The organism is Aeromonas sp. Y318-1, from assembly GCF_027706125.1.
In the GTDB taxonomy this organism is placed as follows: Bacteria; Pseudomonadota; Gammaproteobacteria; order Enterobacterales; family Aeromonadaceae; genus Aeromonas; species Aeromonas hydrophila.
In genome coordinates this window covers 275,869-289,779 of the sequence record NZ_JAPDCM010000003.1, presented here as the reverse complement: position 1 = coordinate 289,779, position 13,911 = coordinate 275,869, and the positions used below count along the sequence as shown (strand labels likewise).

13 protein-coding genes are annotated in these 13,911 nt (G+C 64.8%); 8 read left to right on the top strand and 5 right to left on the bottom strand.

The features are described 5' to 3' along the window. Positions 1-5 precede the first annotated feature (5 nt). Positions 6-959 carry a homoserine O-acetyltransferase MetA gene (gene metA, locus OKB87_RS06190; RefSeq protein WP_017408885.1) on the top strand — a complete coding sequence of 318 codons (954 nt, stop codon included), beginning with the start codon at positions 6-8 and terminating at the stop codon, positions 957-959. Between the two features lie 8 nt (positions 960-967). Here the strand turns inward: metA and OKB87_RS06185 are convergent, their stop codons facing one another. Next, positions 968-1,486: a cyclin-dependent kinase inhibitor 3 family protein gene (locus tag OKB87_RS06185; protein WP_185423434.1), complete on the bottom strand. Its 519-nt coding sequence runs from the start codon at positions 1,484-1,486 to the stop codon at positions 968-970. Positions 1,487-1,645: 159 nt separating this feature from the next. Here OKB87_RS06185 and OKB87_RS06180 point away from each other — a divergent pair, with 159 nt between their 5' ends. Continuing rightward, positions 1,646-2,116 carry an Lrp/AsnC family transcriptional regulator gene (locus OKB87_RS06180; RefSeq protein WP_011704464.1) on the top strand — a complete coding sequence of 157 codons (471 nt, stop codon included), beginning with the start codon at positions 1,646-1,648 and terminating at the stop codon, positions 2,114-2,116. Positions 2,117-2,173: 57 nt separating this feature from the next. On the opposite strand, the gene OKB87_RS06175 is transcribed toward OKB87_RS06180, so the two are convergent. Next, the gene (locus tag OKB87_RS06175; protein ID WP_270826828.1) at positions 2,174-4,138 is read right to left on the bottom strand and encodes an LTA synthase family protein; all 1,965 of its coding nucleotides are present in this window, start codon (positions 4,136-4,138) and stop codon (positions 2,174-2,176) included. 259 nt (positions 4,139-4,397) lie between these two features. Between OKB87_RS06175 and OKB87_RS06170 the strand changes: the two genes are divergently transcribed. The 3 genes from OKB87_RS06170 to OKB87_RS06160 all read left to right on the top strand — a co-directional run bounded on the left by OKB87_RS06170 (position 4,398) and on the right by OKB87_RS06160 (position 8,611). Next, positions 4,398-4,655 (top strand): DUF2442 domain-containing protein, encoded by a 258-nt coding sequence (locus OKB87_RS06170; RefSeq protein WP_270826826.1) that lies wholly within the window; start codon positions 4,398-4,400, stop codon positions 4,653-4,655. 245 nt (positions 4,656-4,900) lie between these two features. Continuing rightward, positions 4,901-6,868: a TonB-dependent copper receptor gene (locus OKB87_RS06165; RefSeq protein WP_270826824.1), complete on the top strand. Its 1,968-nt coding sequence runs from the start codon at positions 4,901-4,903 to the stop codon at positions 6,866-6,868. 123 nt (positions 6,869-6,991) lie between these two features. Then, the gene (locus OKB87_RS06160) at positions 6,992-8,611 is read left to right on the top strand and encodes an alpha-amylase family protein (protein WP_270826822.1); all 1,620 of its coding nucleotides are present in this window, start codon (positions 6,992-6,994) and stop codon (positions 8,609-8,611) included. A 54-nt stretch (positions 8,612-8,665) separates the two neighbouring features. On the opposite strand, the gene OKB87_RS06155 is transcribed toward OKB87_RS06160, so the two are convergent. Further along, a complete protein-coding gene (locus OKB87_RS06155) occupies positions 8,666-9,199 on the bottom strand; it encodes an MgtC/SapB family protein (RefSeq protein ID WP_016349269.1) in 534 nt (177 codons plus the stop codon). Positions 9,200-9,223: 24 nt separating this feature from the next. After that, positions 9,224-10,666 carry a RimK family protein gene (locus tag OKB87_RS06150; protein ID WP_270802092.1) on the bottom strand — a complete coding sequence of 481 codons (1,443 nt, stop codon included), beginning with the start codon at positions 10,664-10,666 and terminating at the stop codon, positions 9,224-9,226. Positions 10,667-10,852: 186 nt separating this feature from the next. Between OKB87_RS06150 and OKB87_RS06145 the strand changes: the two genes are divergently transcribed. From OKB87_RS06145 to OKB87_RS06135, 3 genes are read left to right on the top strand one after another with little or no spacing between them, the layout of a single operon-like run. After that, positions 10,853-11,311, top strand: coding sequence for a GNAT family N-acetyltransferase (locus tag OKB87_RS06145; RefSeq protein WP_049046858.1), 459 nt, complete (start codon positions 10,853-10,855; stop codon positions 11,309-11,311). Positions 11,312-11,325: 14 nt separating this feature from the next. Beyond that, positions 11,326-11,571 carry a DUF3624 domain-containing protein gene (locus tag OKB87_RS06140; protein ID WP_219312983.1) on the top strand — a complete coding sequence of 82 codons (246 nt, stop codon included), beginning with the start codon at positions 11,326-11,328 and terminating at the stop codon, positions 11,569-11,571. Positions 11,572-11,627: 56 nt separating this feature from the next. Then, a complete protein-coding gene (locus tag OKB87_RS06135; RefSeq protein ID WP_270826820.1) occupies positions 11,628-12,374 on the top strand; it encodes an SDR family oxidoreductase in 747 nt (248 codons plus the stop codon). 61 nt (positions 12,375-12,435) lie between these two features. On the opposite strand, the gene OKB87_RS06130 is transcribed toward OKB87_RS06135, so the two are convergent. Then, the gene (locus tag OKB87_RS06130; RefSeq protein WP_270826819.1) at positions 12,436-13,908 is read right to left on the bottom strand and encodes a C69 family dipeptidase; all 1,473 of its coding nucleotides are present in this window, start codon (positions 13,906-13,908) and stop codon (positions 12,436-12,438) included. Positions 13,909-13,911: the final 3 nt, after the last annotated feature.

The window sequence follows — 13,911 nt, the reverse complement described above, 5'->3', positions numbered from 1 at the left end:
TAAGCATGCCGATCAAGATCCCGGATCAGTTACCCGCCGCCGAAGTGCTGGGGCAGGAGAACATCTTCGTGATGACGGAATCCAGGGCCGTCACCCAGAACATCCGCCCGCTGCGGGTGTTGATCCTCAACCTGATGCCCAAGAAGATTGAAACCGAGATCCAGTTGATGCGGATGCTCTCCAACTCGCCGTTGCAGGTGGACGTGGATCTGCTGCGCATCGACGATCGGGAGTCGAAGAACACGCCCCAGGCGCACCTGGAGAACTTCTATCACGACTTCGAACAGGTGCGCGGCAACAACTACGACGGCATGATCATCACGGGGGCGCCGCTCGGGCTGGTGGAGTTCGAGGAGGTGGTCTACTGGCCGCGCATCGTCGAGATCATCGAGTGGTCCCATCAGCACGTGACCTCCACCCTGTTCCTCTGCTGGGCAGTGCAGGCGGCGCTGAAAGCCCTGTACGGCATGGAGAAGCAGACCCACGGCGAGAAGCTGTCCGGGGTCTATCGCCACCACCGGCTCGACGAGCACGAACCGCTGCTGCGCGGCTTCGACGACGAGTTCGTGGCACCTCACTCCCGCTATGCGGCGTTCGACGGGGATCTCATCCGCGCCCACACCGATCTGCAGATCTTTGCCGAATCGGCAGAGGCCGGCGTCTATCTGGCGGCCACCAAGGATTGTCGTCAGGTGTTCGTCACCGGTCACCCGGAATACGATGCGCTGACCCTGGATGGCGAATACCAGCGGGATCTGGCGGCCGGGCTTGCGCCCGTCATTCCGGTCAACTACTACCCGGACAACGACCCGACCCGGACCCCGCGCGCCAGTTGGCGCAGCCACGGTCACCTGCTGTTTTCAAACTGGCTCAACTACTACGTCTATCAGCTCACCAGCTATCGCGTCGAGGATATCGGCAAGGTGTTTACCTATCAGCAGAACTCGCCGTCGAGGTAGGGAGTGGCTCAGTCGCCCTCGGCCAGCCGCGCCGCCAGCCCGTCGAGCCACTGGCGGTGGCAGGCCAGGGTGAAGGCCTTGGGCCGGTGGGCCCGGATGGCGGCCATCACCTCCTGCTGGGGCTGGCCCAGACTCATCAGCAGGGCTGCCGCCACCAGCCCGGTGCGGCCGCTGCCGCCCTTGCAGTGGATGACCAGGTGCTTGCCGTCCCGCAGCAGTCCGATAAGGTCCGGCAGTGCTTGCTGCCAGGCGGCCTCGAAGGCGGCATCGGGAGCCTGATCGTCCTCGATGGGCAGCTGGAACCAGCGCATGCCGGCGGCCTCGATCTGCTGGCCAAGCGTGCCCAGTTCAAGCCGGGCCAGTTCGGCGTCGGTCATCAGGGTCAGCACGCCGTGCGCCCCGGCCAGCTTGAGCTGGCCCAGCGCCAGCGGCAGCGTCACCTGCTGGGTGCCGGGGCAGGGGGTCAGCAGCAGCTGACCGTCGACGCGGGGGACTTCCTGGCTCCAGAAGGGGTGAGACGGGTGCATAAAGATCCTTATGACGCCAGCAACGGCGAGGCAAGCCGGGCCTGACCCGGTTTTTGAGTGCGCCAAAGCATAGGGGGCGCGGCCCCGATGTCAATCTGCGTTGTGTTCGGCCCGGTTTACGGGCAGAGTCTAAAAAATTGAGCGGTTCAAGGAGTAAAGATGAGAAACCTGGATCAACTGGATTTGGATATCCTGGCCCATCTGTTTCGCGATGCGGGTATGACCAACAAGGATCTGGCCGCGCTGGTCGGGGTGGCACCGTCCACCTGTCTGGAACGGGTACGCAAGCTGCAGCAGGACGGGGTGCTCAAGGGCGCCCACTGCGAGGTGGATTACCAGGCCCTCGGCGGTCACATCCAGGCCATGGTGTCGCTGCAGTTGGCCCGCCACAGCCGCCAGATCATCGATGCGTTTCGCGACGCCATCCTGGCCCTGCCCGAGGTGATCAGCCTGTTCCACATGGGCGGCAAGGATGACTTCCTGGTGCATCTGTGCGTCGCCGACACCGAGCACCTGCGCAACTTCGTGTTCGATCACTTCACCTCCCGCGAAGAGGTGGTGCACCTGGAGACCTCGCTGGTGTTCGAGCACAAGTTCAGCCGCTCGCTGCCCTGCTTCCTCAACACCTGACGCCCCGTCTGCCTCCTACAAAAAACCCGCCAATCGGCGGGTTTTGTTTTATGGCGCTCAGTTCAGCACGGTGCGGGTATCCGGCGCCGTCCGGTAGAGCCCCTGCTGGTAGGCGAGGCTGCCCCACAGCGCCAGGCCGAGGGCCGCATCCTTCATGGTGGCCGGCTGCGGCGCCGGGGTGAGCGTCTCTGTCGCATCCTCATAAATGAAGCCTTCCGGCGCTCGCTCCGGCTGCAGGATCACCACGTCCTTGCCACGCATCAGGGCGAAGTTCTTGTCGTACTGCATGATGGCGCGGCCCGGCCAGTCGGCGGGCATGCGGGTCAGATCCTTGCCGAGCATGGGGTAGTCGGCGCTGATCCCCATCAGGGAGAGCAGGGTCGGCGCCATGTCGATCTGGCTGACGATGCGCGGATCCTGTCTCGGCGCTATGCCGTCACCCACGATGACGCCCGGAATGTGGAAGCGGGGGATGGGCACCAGGCTGGCGCCGCTGACCCGGCTGTCGTGATCGGCGATGACCAGGAACAGGGTGTCCTTCCAGTATTCGGACTGTTTCGCCTTCTTGAAAAACTCGCCGATGGCGTAGTCCGCGTACTTGGCGGCGTTGTTGCGAGTCTGCTTGGGCTGCTCATAGAGGGCGATGCGATCGTCGGGAAACTCGAACGGATCGTGGTTGCTCGAGCTGAACACCAGGCTGAAGAAGGGCTTGCCCTGCTTGCTGAGCGCCCGGAAGGTCTCGTCGGCCTTGGCCATCAGATCTTCGTCAGAGGCGCCCCAGGAGCCCTCGAACACCGGGTTCTTGAAGTCCTTCTGTTCGACGATGGTGGTGAAGCCGTTGCCGAGGAAGAAGCTGCGCATGTTGTCGAAGTGGCTCTCGCCGCCGTAGATGAAGCTGGTGTCGTAGCCCCGCTGCTTGAGCAGATCGGCGATGGTGAAGAAGTTGGTCTGGCTGCGGCCGAGCTTGACCACGGCCTGGGCCGGGGTCGGCGTGAAGCCGGTCAGCACCGCCTCGATGCCGCGCACCGAGCGGGTGCCGGTGGCGTAGAGCTGCTCGAACGCCCAACCCTCTTTCGACAAGGCATCGATGTTGGGGGTGAGCGGCAGGCCGCCGAGGGAGCCGACGAACTGGGCGCCCAGGCTCTCCTGCAACAGGATCACCAGGTTCTTCGGCTTGCCGCCGTAGCTGGCCTCGTTGAAGGTCTGGCTGGGCAGGGTGTCGGAGCTGAATTCGTGGGATTCACGCCCGCTCTCCTGGCGAACCAGATCCAGAATGCGCTGACGGGGCAGCTCGCCGTAGAACTGGCTGGCATCCTCCTCGGCCCGCATCTGCTTGATGGCGAAGAACAGGGAGTAGGAGGAGTTGACGGTGAGCGCATTGACCAGCGGATCGCTGGCAAACGCCACCATGGCCGGGTTGAGGGCGCGGTGACCCAGGCTGGAGCGGGCACCGAGAAAACCGATGGCCAGGATCAGCAGGGCGAAGGCGGGCCGCCAGTACCAGCGCGGGAAGCTGATGCCGCGCAGCAAGCGGCCACTCAGCCACCAGCCGCCAGCCAGCACGGCGCCGCTGAACAGCAGTGCCAGCAGCAGCTCGCCCTTGCGGCCGGCCCACAGCATGGCGAACACCTCTTTGGGATAGATGAGGTATTCGATGTAGAGGCGGTTGGGCCGTACTCCGTACTCGGTCACGAAGGAGGGGGTGGAGATCTCCAGGAAGAGCAGCAGCCAGAGTCCCAGGGTCAGCCAGACCCGGATGAACTGCAGCCAGGCACGGCCCACGGCATGGGGGCCGGCCAGCAGCAGGGTGAACACGGCGGGCACGCCCCACAGCCAGCAGAGGGTGGCGAAGTCGACCCGCAGCCCCTGCAGCAGCATCTCCTGCCAGCCGGCGACGGCGTCGACCCGTTCCAGCTGCCAGAGGCCGAGCGCGAGCCGGCTGATGGAGAGAGAGACGAGCGCGATCAATGAAAAAACGGCGATGGGCCAAAACGGTCCCAGCCATCGTCTGATAGTGGTCATTGTTGTTCCTACAAGCCTGTTTGCACCCGTCCACGGGCGCATTGTTTTTATATTGCAGGGTTATGACAGCGGGCCCGGGGAAAGGTTGCGTGTAGATGCTGTTTAAAAGGATGTTTTGGCACGATTTATGATTTTTATGTGAGGGCGCGCAGGGATCGAAGACAGCATAAACGGCTGGAAAAACTGTGATCCTGCCGGCAAAGCGGTGCGGGGGGCTTATCTATAATGGCGCCGAATTCTCTCAATCGGAGCCGAAGGGATGCCGGTCTTTATCGATGTGGAATATTTGCAGGGGTGGGGCCTGTTCGTGGTGCTCTCGGACGGTACCACGGGGGCGCTGGACCTGACCCCCTGGCGCACCCAGCCGCTGTTCGCGGCGCTGGATTCGGAGCGGCGCTGCGCCCGGGTCTTCATCAATCGCCATCACCAGCTGGAGTGGCCCGCCGGCTGCATCCTGTCGGCCCACGAGGTCTATCACCTGATCAAGCCCATCGACGAGCGGGAAGCGTTCAGCTAACCCCCTGTTTTTGTGAACCACCCCAAGATTCCTGTAACGGGAATGTTTGAGCGTTTGCCTTCCTCACCCAATTTGGGTAAAACCTGCGCAACATTTTGCCAACCCTAGCTTGGTTTCGCCTCTGAGGGCTTGCCGCCACTGCGCCGCAGGCCTTTTTTGCAGCCTGACGGCAAACCTTCCAGCAGCTGAATGGTTTGTTGGTTGAAATTAAAAAAACAAAATAAACAAAGAGATAAGGAAAGAGTATGGCTTGTCATATGCGCACCCCGCTGGCCCTGCTGGTGGGCGGTTTTGCCTGTCACGGTGCCGCCGGCCAAGAGCCGGTCCAGCAACTGGAGCCCATGGTGGTGGTCGCCAGTCGCCCCGCCAGCACCCTGGAGGTGACCCTGGATCCCAAGAAGCCAGGCTCCCCCATGCCGGCGGCCGACGGCGCCGGTTACCTCAAGAACGTCACCGGCATGAGCATGGTGCGCAAGGGGGGGCTGGGGGGCGATCCCGTGCTGCGGGGGATGGGCATGTCCCGCCTCAACGTGCAGATGGATGGCGGCATGCTGGCCGGTGGCTGCGGCGGCCGGATGGATCCGCCCACCGCCTACGTCTTTCCTCAATCTTTCGACCGGATCCGGGTGCTGAAGGGGCCGCAATCCCTCGAACAGGGGGCGACCCTGGCGGGTACCGTGCTGTTCGAGCGGGACAGGCCCGAGTTCACCGCCCCCGGCGTCAAGGCCGAGGCATCGGCGCTCTATGGCAGTTTCGGGCGCGACGACCAGATGCTGGATGCCACAGTAGGGGCGCCGCAGGGCTATCTGCGCGGCCAGTTCACCCACTCCGACAGCGATGATTATCAGGACGGCCATGGCGACAAGGTGCGCTCCTTCTACCGGCGCGAGAACGGCACCGCCCAGCTTGGCTGGACGCCCAGTGAGCACACCTGGCTGGAACTCACCGCCGAGCGCAGCAACGCCCGCGCCGCCTATGCGGATCGCACCATGGACGGCCCCATGTTCGATCGGGAATCCTTCGGCCTCAAGCTCAGGCAGGAGCAGATCAGCCGCTACTGGCAGCGCAGCGAGCTGACCCTGTGGGACAACGACATCGACCACATCATGGACAACTTCAGCCTGCGTCCGAACAGCGGCATGAAGATGCTCTCCAACCCGGACCGGCGCAACACCGGCGGGCGCTGGGCCAACGACATCGCCCTGCCGGCCGACTGGCTGCTGACCGCCGGGCTCGATGCCAACCGGGATCAGCACAGGGCCCGCAGCGGGGTGGATTACGCCAGCCAGCCGCGCCAGCGCACCCTGCGCTTCGAGCAGCAGGGCGGCTTCGCCGAGCTGGGCCGTCAGCAGGGCGCTCACAGTTACAAGGGGGGTTACCGACAGGACAGGGTCGAGACCACCCGTTATGGCGCGGGGGATCAGACCCTCTACAGCGATACCTTGACCCTGGACAGCGGCTTTGGCCGCTACGAATACCAGTGGTCGCCGGCCTGGTCGAGTTACTTGGCCTGGGGCCAGGCGAAACGGGCGCCGGACTACTGGGAGCGCAGCAAGGACAGCGTGCCCTTCACCCTCAACCCGGAGCGCAGCCGTCAGTGGGATGCGGGGCTGGCCCTGCGCAGCCGCGAACTGGATCTGACCCTCTCCCTTTTTAGCGCCGACATTCAGGACTACCTGCTCTATAACAACAAGTCGAACAAGGTACGCAACATCGACGCCCAGACCCGCGGCGGCGAGCTGGAAGGGCGCTGGCAGTTTGCCGAGCAGTGGCGCCTTGATGGCGGTCTGGCGGTGGTCTACGGCGAAAACCAGAGCGACCACCAGCCGCTGGCCCAGATGCCGCCGCTCGATGGCAAGCTGGCGCTGGGCTGGCAGCCGGCCGAGGCGTGGAACCTGACCCTGCTGGGCCGCGCCGTGGCCGCGCAGGATCGGGTCGATGTGGGCTCCGGCACCGTAGCCGGCCAGGATCAGGGGGAGACGCCGGGCTTCTTCACCATGAACCTGAGCGCCGCCTGGCAGTTCCACCCAGGCTGGCAGCTGTCGGCCGGGGTCGACAACCTGTTCGACACCTTCTACTACGAGCACCTCTCCAAGTCGGTACACGCCAGTCAGGCCGGGCTGGGCTACGAGCAGGTGGGGCGGATTCCGGAGCCGGGCCGCGCCTACTGGCTCTCGGTCAGTTACCGTTTCGCCTCGGCCGGTGTGCTCTAGGCCGGTACGCCAACCGACTGAGCCAGGTAACGTTTTCAGTCACAGACCCGTGCGGGCGGGGCCGCTATCATGGCCCCAGTGTGGCGCTTTGGGCGCCGATACCACCACAGCGGGAACATAACAATGAAACAAGGAACGTTGCGCCATGGCGGCCTCATCGGGGCCGCCCTGTTATTGACGGCTTGCGGCAGCGGAGGCGGGAGCGGCTCCAGCGAGCCCCAGCAGCCCCCGGTCACCAACCCGCCGCCGGCCACCGCCAGCCGCGCCTGCTACGGCAATGATCAGCCGGCCTGCAACCTGCGCACCTATCAGGTGATGGTGGAGTCGTTCGTCGACGGCGACGGCAGCGCCAACTACGGCGTCGGCTACGGCCCCTCCCAGCACAACGGCGATCTGCAGGGGATCATCGACAGCCTGGACCACATCAAGAGCCTCAACGTCAACGCCATCTGGCTGACCCCGGTGTTTGACTCCTGCGCGGGGCAAGGCGGTGACGACAAGCTGGATGCCACCGGCTACTTCGCCTGCGACTTCTTCAACGTGGACCCCAACTTCGGCAGCAACGTCCAACTCAAGAAGCTGGTGGACGGGGCGCATCAGCGCGGCCTCTACGTCTTCCTCGACGGGGTGTTCGGCCACGTCAACAAGGTGGGGGTGAGCAAGCCTTCGCCCGAGGGACGGCTGCCCGTCCTCAAGAGCGGCGGGGCCGGTTATCCCGGCCAGCTGGTGGATTACAGCCAGTCCCAGAGCCTCGCCTACTTCAAGGAGGTGGCCCGCTACTGGGTCGAGCAGTACGGCATCGACGGCTGGCGCCTTGATCAGGCTTATCAGCTCGGCCTCGATGACTGGCGCGCCATTCGCAGCGAGGTGGAGCGGGCCAGCGCGGCGCGCAAGGCCGCCGGCCAGCAGTGGGGCACCCTCGGCTACATGGTGGGCGAAGTGTGGAAGGGCGCCGACGAGATCCGCGCCCAGGCGTATGGACCGAGCGACAATCCGGCGCTCTCCTCGGCGTTCGACTTCCCGCTGCGCTACGGCCTGGTGCAGGCGCTGGCGGTGGAGGAGTCCGGCAAGGGCGGGCAGGGGGCCAGCGTGCTCGACGCCAGCTGGAACAAGGTGGAGAACTACCCGAACCACGCCATGCCCAACCTGATGCTGGGCAACCACGATCTGGTGCGCTTCGGCGATCTGCTGGAGCGCGGCAACTTCAATCCGGCGGACTACTGGCAGCGCCACAAGGCGGCCTTCAGCTTCCTGGCGGCCCGCTCCGGCCCCATCACCCTCTACTACGGCGAGGAGTTTGGCGACGAGGTGCCGGGCTTTGCCAAGCAGGTGGGGGGCGACTGCGCCGCGCAGGGGCTCTGTGACGATCACGTGGCCCGCAGCGATGGCAAGGTGCCGGGGGCCACCGGCTTCGTGCCGAGCAGCGAGCAGAGCGAGCTGAAACAGTGGCTCAGCCAGCTGCTGGCCCTGCGTGCCGCCCACCCCGCCCTCTATCAGGGGGAGCGGGTCAAGCTGGTGGCCGAGGGGAGCGTCTATGGCGACATCAAGCAGACGGCGGCGGAGCAAGTAGTCTACCTGCTCAACGTCTCAAGCACGCCCCAGAGCTACGCGGTGCCGGTCGGCAAGCTGCGCAGTGCCAGCGCCTTGGTGGATCTGCAAAGCGGCGAGAGCCTGGCCATCGGTGGCAGCAGCGTGACGGTGGACTTGCCGCCGCTGAGCGGCCGCTTCCTGCTGGTGCGCTAAGCAAGGCTGGCAACAAAAAGGGCTCCGTGATGGAGCCCTTTTTTCATGGGGAACTTACTTCTCGATGCCGCTGCCGAGTTCGTCCTGATGGGGGGCGGCCTGTGCGTGGCCATTACCGTGCCGCCAGCTCTCCAGCCGGTTGTGCACCCCCCGGCGCAGGCTCTTGAAGCTGGTCTCCAGGTAGTCCACCCCCACCAGGATGGAGAGGGTGACGCCGGTGAGCAGCAGCGCCTGGTGCAGCATCTGCATGCCGATGAGGGCGCCGAGGGCGGCCAGCATCCAGACGGTGGCGGCGGAGGTGACCCCCAGTACCTGACCATCCCGGGTCATCATCACCCCGGCGCCGAGAAAGCCGATGCCGGTGATGAGCTGGCCCAGCACCCGCGCCTGATCGGCGCTCTGGGGACTGACGGCGGCACCGATGGCGAGAAAGCAGTAGGTGCCGAGGATGATGAGCGAGGAGGTGCGGATGCCGACCGGCTTGCCGCGCAACTGCCGCTCCAGCCCCACCAGGGTGCCGCACACCAGACAGACCAGGATGTTCTCCCAGCCAAGGGGCGCTATGTCCCACCAATCAGTCGTCATCATATCCACCTCTGCTATCGATGCTTGTTATCCGGCCGCGCTCTGCCCCCGGTTCTCCAGCCGCTGGCGGAAGGCCCGGGCGAGACGCTCGTAGAGGTCCTTTGCCTCTCTGTCCTCAATATCGCCACGTATCCAGGGATTGTCGATGATTTCCAGCAGCACGCAGTCACGCCCCTGCTGGCGCAGATCGACCCCGAACAGGCCGTTGCCGAGCTGATGGACGGCGCGGCGGGCGGTTTGCAGCACCCGCTCCGGCACCTCGTTGAGCGGCAGCGCCTCGATGCGGCTCATGTCGAGGGGGTGCTTGCGGCGGCGGATGCGGTTGCCGGGCTCGGGGCGGAAACGGCGGCAGGCAAACAGCGGCGAGCCGTCGAGAAAGCCGATGCGCCAGTCGAACTCGGCGGGGATCCGGCTCTGCACCAGCAGCAGGGCGGAGCGGGCCAGCCCCTCATCCAGCAGGCGGGCCAGCTGCTGCTCGTCGCTGGCCATGGCCAGATCGCGCCCCTGCGCCCCGTCGGGCACCTTCACCATCAGCGGCAGGCCGAGCCGCTGCACCAGCTCGTCCACGTGGTGGCGGCCGCGGCGGGTCACCACCATGGTGGGTGGCATGGGCACGCCGCTGCGCACCATCAGCTCGTAGAGGTAGAGCTTGTTGCTGCAGGCGAGAATGGCGCGGGAGCTGTCGATCACCGGCATCTTGAGCTGCTCGGCGCGGCGGGCAAATTCGAAGGTGTAGTGGCCGACCGCGGTTTCGGAGCGCAGCCAGAGGGTGTCGAACTCCGGCAGCCGCTCGATGGCGGACGGCGCCAGGATCTCGGCCCGGATCCCCTGCGCCGCGGCCGCCTGTATGAAGCGATCCAGCGCCAGGGCATCGCTGCTGGCGCGACCGTCGTTGGGGTCGACCAGGATGGCGAGCTGATAGAGCGGCGCCGCCTGCTCCTCGTCACCGGTGCCCACCAGCGCCTGGGCGTGGTGTAGCATCAGCGCCTTCTCGCTTGGGCTCAGTTCCAGCGGCGACAGGCTCTGCTGCTGGCGCACCGACCAGCCGTGGCGGCCGCGCTTGAGGGTCAGCTCCTGCAGCGGCAGCTGGCTCAGGCCGTAGTAGTAGCGGGCCAGCCCCGCCAGCTCGCTCTGTTCGCACTGGCCGAAGATGGCGCGCACCCGGATTCGGTCCTCGCTCTGCTGGGCCAGCCAGCCCTGCAGCTTGCGCCACAGCTTGGCCGGCGGCTGCTGGGGTTGCAGCTGGCTGATGGCCTGCAAACCCGGCAGGCAGTGGTGGCCGCGGGCCTGGGCCAGCAGCGAGCAGTAGTAGCCGGCGCTGAGGTGCTCCAGATTGCGGCAGAGGTTGATGATGCGCGGACGGCCGCCGGTGGTGGGCACCCCGTGTTGCAGGTAGGTGCGGGCAGTCAGCAGATAATCGGCATGGCAAGGCCAGTCGCCCGGTTCTTCGACGATGACGTAGGTACTCATTTTTTCGGCTCCACAGATGAAACTGCCTTAAGCGGCAGGATCCCCAGTGGGCTTCGATGCACCGACAAGCACGACAATGGCGCGAGGGGAAACAAGAGGTTACAGTGCCTAATATGCCGCCTTGGTAACTTGTGATACAAGTCGCATTTTTGGTGATGAAGATAAATAACCGAACAAGGACTCCCCGTGTTGACCGTGCGCGCGGCCCGGACCGATGATCTGGGCGCCATCGTTAAGCTGGAACGCTACTGTTTTCCCCCTGAAGTCGCCTTTGGCCGCAGCCGCTGGCACTATCTGCTGACCCACGCCAAGGGGCGTACCCTGCTGGTGCTGGACCAGCAGGAGCAGCTGATGGGCTACCTCTGCCTGCTGGAGCACAGGGGCTGGGATCGGCTGATCATCCAGACCCTCGCCATCCGCTGGACCATCCGCCGGCAAGGCTGGGCCCGCCGCCTGCTGGAGCAGGTGATCCAGGAGGGCAAAGAGGGCGGCTGGGGGGCGATCCGGCTGGAGGTCGGCGATGCCAATGAAGAGGCGCAGGCCCTCTATCGCGAGCTGGGTTTTCGGCCCAGACAGAAGCTGCCGGACTATTATGGCCACGGTCAGCACGCCCACCGGCTGGTGCTGGCGCTGAAGCAGGCCTGAGAGAGGAAGAGGGGATGAGCTGCGACAACTGCCTCGCCACCGCCATCAAGGCCAAGCTGGGGCGCTGCCCGGTCTGCGCCGGCCAGACCTTCGTCATCGGTCTGGTCGGCTGGCTGGTCTGGTGGTGGTGTGGCGCCGACACCTCGGTCAACGCCCTCACCGGTCTGCTGTTCGCGCTGGGGGGATCGGGCCTGTTGCTGCTTCACCTGCTGGTGTTTGTCTGGCGCAGGGTGACCGGGCGTGAATTGAGCGATGAATGAATCAAATTGATTTCAAACAGATAAATAACAATAGCGCTGTAGATATGGAGGTTCAGATGATAGCAATGGTAACGGGCGCCTCGTCCGGATTTGGTGAGTCCATCAGCCGTCAGCTGGTGCTGGCGGGCTACCGGGTGATCGGTACCGGCCGTCGTGCCGAACGGCTGGCTGCGCTGGCCGACGAGCTGGGCGCGCAGTTCCTGCCGCTGGTGTTCGACGTGCAGGACAAGGCGGCCACCCGCGCTGCCATCGCCGCTCTGCCGGCCGAGTGGAGCGAGGTGGATCTGCTGGTCAACAACGCCGGGCTGGCGCTGGGGCTGGAGCCGGCCCACAAGGCGGATCTGGAAGACTGGGAGCAGATGATCGCCACCAACATCAGCGGTCTGACCCTGCTCACCCGCCTGCTGCTGCCGGGCATGGTGGCGCGCAATCGCGGCCACATCATCAACATCGGCTCCATCGCCGGCACCTACCCCTATCCGGGCGGCAACGTCTACGGCGCCACCAAGGCGTTCGTGAAGCAGTTCAGCCTCAACCTGCGCGCCGATCTGGCGGGTACCGCCATCCGCGTCACCAACGTGGAGCCGGGCCTGTGCGGCGGCACCGAGTTCTCCAACGTGCGCTTCCACGGTGACGATGCCAAGGCGGCCAGCGTCTATCAGGGGGTGCAGGCGATCCAGCCGGAAGACATCGCCAATACCGTGCTCTGGGTGAGCCAGCAGCCCGCCCACGTCAATATCAACAGCATCGAGATCATGCCGGTGGCGCAGACCTTCGGTCCGCTCAATATCAGCCGCCGCTGATGGCTGCAGCTGACGAAATGAAAGAGGCTCCCTTGGGAGCCTCTTTGCGTTGGTGAGCCGATTACAGGCTCATGATCTTCTTGAACTCCTCCGGCGAATACTTCTGCTCGGTGCGCTTGGTGAGATCCGTCATCAGCTTGTAGCGCAGCTCTTTGGCCATCTGATAGGTCTGCTCCAACTGGCCATAGGAGTAGTCGGCGGCCAGCCCGATGGCGGTAGCCTTGTCGTTGGCATAGGCCTGCTTCAGGCTCTTGTCGAGCAGGGCCACCTCCTGGTAGAGCTTGCTGCTCTCCTTGCTCCAGACACCGCGCAGCAGCGGCAGGTACTTGTCCGGATCGGCGCTGGCCAGCGCGGTCAGGCTGCGGAACTGCCAGTAGGCGGAATCATCGGAGTAGCTGTCGCTGCCGCTGCGATAGGGCAGGGGGTAGGATTCCAGGGTGTTGTAGAGCGGCACCATCACCGACTCGGCCAGCACGCCGTAGCTCTGCCAGATCAATCCCTGCAGCTCTTTGGGCATCTCCTTGCGCAACTGGATGACGTGGGATTCGAGCTGCCTGTCGATGCGGATCGGCCGCTCCGCCTTGCCGGCCAGCGGCGTGCCCTCATAGGTGGCACTCAGCAGCCTGGCCACGTCCGGCACGGCGATGGGGGCATCCGGCTTCATAAAGAGTGGATATTGCGCCTGCCGGGTCGGCTGCGGGTGGCTGGCGGTCAGCATCTTCTGGCCGAGCCACTCCCGATCCACGTTGTAGGGGTCGGCGATGACCCCGAACGCCTTGGCGAAGTTGAACTCTTTCGGGTCGGCGTTATCCAGCAGTTTGTGTTCGCGTACGAACTCCAGCAGCCTGGGCGAGTGCAGCACATCGGCGCTGTCGAGATTGACGCCGTGGATGCGCAGGCCGTTGGCCACCATGGTGTAGCTGTCGTCCGGCACCCGCACCGCTATCCAGTGGTGGCCGGAGCCGATCTCCATCAGCCAGGCCTCGTTTACATCCGCCAGATAGAGGCTGTTACCCTCACCGGCGCCATATTGCTCCACATAACGGCCGAGCAGCTTGACCCCCTCTTTGGCCGTCCTGGCCTGCGGCAGGATCAGGGTCGGGATGATGGCTTCAATTACTCCCTTCTCGATCAGCGGATCGGCTTTCTGGGCCTTGTCGTTGACCTCGGCGCTGGTGGTGGCCGAGATGGCGACGTTGAACTCGTTGATGCCGCGCTCCTCGTAATACTTGCCTGCCGGGTCGCTGGTTGTGGCATCCCAGTCACGAATGGCTGAGTAGGCGAAGAAGGCCTTGGGCATCGGTACTTCCAGCCCGTTGCCCAGTTTCCAGACCTTGCCCTCGTTCTGCTGCGCGGGCCGGAAGGCCAGGTACTTGTTCCAGTTGTTGACGCCAAAATCCTCGTTTCTGGCGATCATCACGCTGCCATCGGCACTGGCGCCATTGCCGACGATGAGGCCGGTACAGGCGTCGGCACTGGTGCCAAGCAGGGTGAGTAGGGTGGCGGAGAGAAGACTCAAGGTGTGTTTTTTCATGGG

Bases quoted from the DNA above. Each gene is read 5' to 3' on its own strand.
- OKB87_RS06135 (WP_270826820.1), top strand. From the start codon at position 11,628: ATGATAGCAATGGTAACGGGCGCCTCGTCCGGATTTGGTGAGTCCATC.
- OKB87_RS06140 (WP_219312983.1), top strand. From the start codon at position 11,326: ATGAGCTGCGACAACTGCCTCGCCACCGCCATCAAGGCCAAGCTGGGG.
- OKB87_RS06130 (WP_270826819.1), bottom strand. From the start codon at position 13,908: ATGAAAAAACACACCTTGAGTCTTCTCTCCGCCACCCTACTCACCCTG.
- OKB87_RS06180 (WP_011704464.1), top strand. From the start codon at position 1,646: ATGAGAAACCTGGATCAACTGGATTTGGATATCCTGGCCCATCTGTTT.
- OKB87_RS06175 (WP_270826828.1), bottom strand. From the start codon at position 4,138: ATGACCACTATCAGACGATGGCTGGGACCGTTTTGGCCCATCGCCGTT.
- OKB87_RS06185 (WP_185423434.1), bottom strand. From the start codon at position 1,486: ATGCACCCGTCTCACCCCTTCTGGAGCCAGGAAGTCCCCCGCGTCGAC.
- OKB87_RS06170 (WP_270826826.1), top strand. From the start codon at position 4,398: ATGCCGGTCTTTATCGATGTGGAATATTTGCAGGGGTGGGGCCTGTTC.
- OKB87_RS06150 (WP_270802092.1), bottom strand. From the start codon at position 10,666: ATGAGTACCTACGTCATCGTCGAAGAACCGGGCGACTGGCCTTGCCAT.
- OKB87_RS06165 (WP_270826824.1), top strand. From the start codon at position 4,901: ATGGCTTGTCATATGCGCACCCCGCTGGCCCTGCTGGTGGGCGGTTTT.
- OKB87_RS06155 (WP_016349269.1), bottom strand. From the start codon at position 9,199: ATGATGACGACTGATTGGTGGGACATAGCGCCCCTTGGCTGGGAGAAC.
- metA (WP_017408885.1), top strand. From the start codon at position 6: ATGCCGATCAAGATCCCGGATCAGTTACCCGCCGCCGAAGTGCTGGGG.
- OKB87_RS06160 (WP_270826822.1), top strand. From the start codon at position 6,992: ATGAAACAAGGAACGTTGCGCCATGGCGGCCTCATCGGGGCCGCCCTG.